This window comes from Serpentinimonas barnesii (assembly GCF_000696225.1).
In the GTDB taxonomy this organism is placed as follows: domain Bacteria; phylum Pseudomonadota; class Gammaproteobacteria; order Burkholderiales; family Burkholderiaceae_C; genus Serpentinimonas; species Serpentinimonas barnesii.
The window spans coordinates 1-4,124 of the sequence record NZ_BAWN01000062.1; the positions used below are offsets into that span (position 1 = coordinate 1).

General features: G+C 59.8%; 4 protein-coding genes. 3 read left to right on the top strand and 1 reads right to left on the bottom strand.

Annotated elements, in window-relative coordinates:
* Nucleotides 1-17 precede the first annotated feature (17 nt).
* Nucleotides 18-1,403 (bottom strand): recombinase family protein, encoded by a 1,386-nt coding sequence (locus SRAH_RS12215; RefSeq protein WP_171816061.1) that lies wholly within the window; start codon nucleotides 1,401-1,403, stop codon nucleotides 18-20.
* Nucleotides 1,404-1,494: 91 nt separating this feature from the next.
* Here SRAH_RS12215 and SRAH_RS11625 point away from each other — a divergent pair, with 91 nt between their 5' ends.
* From SRAH_RS11625 to SRAH_RS11635, 3 genes are all read left to right on the top strand, one after another.
* On the top strand, nucleotides 1,495-1,797 hold the full coding sequence (locus tag SRAH_RS11625; RefSeq protein ID WP_076607040.1) for a type II toxin-antitoxin system RelB/DinJ family antitoxin: 303 nt from the start codon (nucleotides 1,495-1,497) through the stop codon (nucleotides 1,795-1,797).
* The gene (locus tag SRAH_RS12220) at nucleotides 1,745-2,089 is read left to right on the top strand and encodes a type II toxin-antitoxin system YafQ family toxin (RefSeq protein ID WP_045477447.1); all 345 of its coding nucleotides are present in this window, start codon (nucleotides 1,745-1,747) and stop codon (nucleotides 2,087-2,089) included. Before SRAH_RS11625 ends, SRAH_RS12220 begins: the two co-directional genes overlap by 53 nt.
* A 702-nt stretch (nucleotides 2,090-2,791) precedes the next feature.
* Nucleotides 2,792-3,127: a helix-turn-helix domain-containing protein gene (locus tag SRAH_RS11635; protein WP_029463506.1), complete on the top strand. Its 336-nt coding sequence runs from the start codon at nucleotides 2,792-2,794 to the stop codon at nucleotides 3,125-3,127.
* Nucleotides 3,128-4,124: the final 997 nt, after the last annotated feature.

The window sequence follows — 4,124 nt, forward strand, 5'->3', positions numbered from 1 at the left end:
GCGTGGGCGCTATCTTGTCAGACCCGTAGGCTGCTGGCAAGGTGGGTTGGCGGGACGGTTACGATCATGCGAGCCAGAAAATCCATGTCCAACTCAATGTGCGCCCCGCCGGGCTGCAGGGCAACACGCTGCACCAACTGGGCGAGGAGCGCCGCCGCCGTGTGTTCGGTGAACAAGTCCCACGCGCGGTCCAAACTTTGCAGTGCTTGGCGTATCTGGGTCTCGTCCATCGTGGGGTCTGATCGGGTGCGGTCCAGCAGATCCGGTAGCCACGTTTGTGGGTTTCTGAACAGGCTGCGCAGGTGCTCGATGAGGGCCTCATGGAGCGCATCGGTCGCGATGTTGAACGGCGGCTGCTGGCTCGCTTTCTCCTGCTCGGTGGCGGGCGCAACGTAGTACATGTAGTGTTTCTTGCCGCGAGGGGACGACTTGAACGCCGTGTATGCGCGACCGTCGTGCCAAAAGAGCTTGCCAAGGAAAGGAAACTCGTGCAGTTGGCGGCCTGCGTTCGGGGCTCCCTTGCGTCTGGCCCGCTGCGCAAGCTTGTCTTGCACTGCGCGCCACAGATCCAAGTCGACGATCGGCGGATAGATCCCACTGTGCCATTCACCGTTAAATAGCGCCTCACCGATGTACATCCGGTTGTTGAGGAGGCGGTAGAGCGTGGTTCGATCCATGGGCTGGCCCCCACGGGTTTTGCCATCGCGGGTGACCCACTTCTTGGTCTTGGCACCCGCGCGCCCGAGCCAGTCCATCATCTCGGCCATGGTCTCGATGGCAAGGTAGCGCTGAAAAATTTCCTGCACAAAGCTGGCCTCAGAGCTGTCCAGCACCAGCCGCTGCTCAAAATCTACGCCGTAGCCCAATGGCGTACCGCTGCCCTGCCAGCGACCTTGGCGGCGCGTGGCCGCGAGCTTGTCGCGGGTGCGCGCCCCGATCGTCTCGCGCTCGTACTCGGCAAAAGTGGTCAGCAGGTGCAATGACAAGCGGCCGCTGGGGGTGTGGGTGTTGATCTGTTGCGTCACACTGACCACGGCCGCCCCCTTCAGTCTAAACAGGGGCAACAACGTGGCCAGATCAAAAAGGCTGCGGGTGAGTCTGTCCAGCCGATGCACCACAATCACCTCGACCGCACCTTGGTCAACGAGATCCAGCAGGGAGCGCAGTCCCGGACGCTGAAGGTTGGCGCCACTGAGACCGTCATCGGTGAACGGCGGGTAGGCCAATCCCCAGCCTTGGCTGCGTTGGCTGGCGATGTGCTGCTCGCAAGCCTCAATCTGAGCGCTCAGCGACGTGAACGAGTTGGGCTGGCTGTCGGCCACCGACACGCGCGCGTAGATTGCGCAGCGCAAGTCGGGCGACGGACGGTGTTCAGCGGGGGACTGTGTATCGGTGCGGCTCACAGGCCGCATGATCTCAGATCGGAGGGGGTGGGCCTTGCCCTTGACCGAATCTCAAAAGAGATACATAATTGCGCAGAACCAGGATCTGACCATGGCCCATTCCACGATGCTGCACGTCCGGGTGGACGACGAAATCAAGACGCAAGCCAGCGAGGCACTGGCCGCCATGGGGCTGTCGGTGTCAGACGCGGTGCGCATCCTGCTCAAGCGCGTGGTGCACGACCAAGCCTTCCCTTTGGAACTGAAAGTGCCCAACGCCCAGACCCGTGCAGCGATGGAAGACGCCCGTGCCATGGCCAAGGCGCGCACCGCCCGTTTTGACTCTGCCGACGCACTGATCGATGACCTCGAAAACGCCCATTTCGGCGCAAGCCAAAAAGCCCGCCAGCAGTAAGCGGGCACCACCGCCTAGGGCCTGCGACTACACCAAGACCTTCCTCAAAGACTGGGAGCGCCTCTCGCGTTCGGGCCGCTACGACTTGAAGCGCCTCAAAGAAGCGATGCTGCTGCTCATCGGCAACGATGCCCCGCTGGGGCCCGAATGGCTGGACCACACGCTCAAGGGCGATTGGGCCGACCACCGCGAGTGTCACATCGGCGGCGATTTCCTGCTCATCTACCGCTTGGATGGCAACGCCATCATCTTTGTACGGGCGGGCACGCACTCCGAACTGTTCGAGGAATGAGGTATGGGCGGTGTGTGCCCCCCATTCTGGCTGCAGCAGCAAGGGCGGATCAATCTGGCTGGTGCGTTCGCCCTGTGCGTCGTTTTGGCCGTCTGGGCGCAGCCGAAACGGTGGGCTCTAGAGGCTAAAAACCCCCACGTGTTTGGAGGCTTGCGGACGCCGATTCATATTTCAATCTGCCACCACTCACCCCCAATCCCAGCCCTTCTCCGGCTGGGATTTTTTTGGAATTTTCCCAATGGCGTCAAGTAGTTACGCGCATTGGCTGAAGACTTCCCGGCGCCCAAAATCCCCCAAAACCCCCTCAAAAACCGCCCAAAAAACGGAGAATTCTCTGTTTTTCTGTGCCAGCCTCGCGAGTACTCGCGAGGCCTGATCGTTAAAAATCAAGGGCTTGCAAGGGTCGAGTTGTGGCTAATGGGTGCTATCCAGTCGAGATCTGAAACATGAGCAGCGACGGCAAGGTTCTGTTTTCAATGGAAAATTTACGCCATCTGCCTGACCGTTGTCGGTCGGGTTCAGAAAATCCCGAACCCACTTGCCCATCCTCGGCCGGGTCACGCGGCAAGATTCGTACTGCATCGATTTGTGCGATCATGGCCTTGACTCCATATGTCATCTGATCCATAATCAGGAAATGACTTGGAGCGTCCTTTTTCACGAAGCCTTCGACTTTGACCCAGCAGAGCCAAGAGTCCGATCATGGCAAGAAATCTCGATGACGTGATCGCCGCGCTGCCCAAAGCGCGCCAGCAACGGGTGCAAGCGCGAGCGATGGAACTGGCCACGCTCAAAGATCTGCGCTTGGCGGCCGAGCAAACCCAGCAGCAACTGGCCGCCACGCTGGGCGTGGGGCAAGACACCATCTCGCGCTTGGAAAAACGCAGCGACATGCTGCTGTCAACCCTGCGCCAGTACGTGCAAGGCATGGGGGGCAAGCTCGAGCTCGTGGCCCAGTTCCCGAACCGCCCGCCCGTGGTGATCGAGCACCTTGGGGTGCAAGCAAGGGCAGATAAAAAGCCTCGCCCAAGCGCTTGAACGCAAGCTCGGGGATCTGCGCAGGTTTTGGCGGCATCAATATGCGGGGCTTGGGCACGTGTGCGGCGCGCTCGATGAGATCGTGCAAAAGGGACATGGCCACGGCCTTGTTGATCTCTAGGCTGGGGAGCCCTGCGCACGGATGGCTCTGTACTCAACTTCGAATTCGGGGATGTGGAGGGCTGCCCTGTCACCCTAGCGGGGTGGAGTCCTTTGGGGGCCGTTGCCTGGGTGCCACATCACGGGGCGATCTGAGGTCATGTTCCAGTTGAACCGCCTGTTCGGCGCCGTGGGACAGGGTGCCGCAGCCTTGGAACGCTGCGGCGTTGCCGGAGTAGTCCATGGCAGAGGCTGTGGAGGAAGGCATACGCGGTATGCCCGAGCCGCACCCAAATGGCAAAGCAGCAGGTCAATACCCGTTTGGTGTTGACGGTTCAGGTTGGCTTGATCGCCAAGTTAGGCAGCATTGGATGGAGATTTCCCGTGCCAAAGTTGAGCAATAATTCGTTGAATATCATATACCGACGATACGTTCTCTCCGTTTGTACAGTTGCTCGTGGTTACGAGCCAAGATGACTTTCCTGTCTTGCTGACGGTTCGGCCAAAACGGGCTAGCTCGACTACGCATTCATCTTCGGTCAAGTATGGCCAACCACTGCGATCCGGCGCTGATTTCGAATTGGAAGTGCTTGCTGATTTTCCGTTCGAATCGTCCTTCCGCCGCGCCTCAATTTCCGCCAATAATTCGGCTTCGAGCTGTTGTACTCGCAAGAGTATGTAGCGCGCTCTGGCCCTTGCCAAGTCTCCATCCGCAAGCGCATACGCCCGGGCCCAGAGGCCAGGGTGCGGAGGGCCTGACATCAGTTCGCTGGCCACTCTGTCGAAGAACAATTGAGGATTCACGATGTGTAATGGGCTGTTGTTGTACTACCTGCCGTTGAGGTTAACCGGCGGGCCGAAGGCACGTCCGAGTTGAACCGCAGGTTAGCGGAGTAAT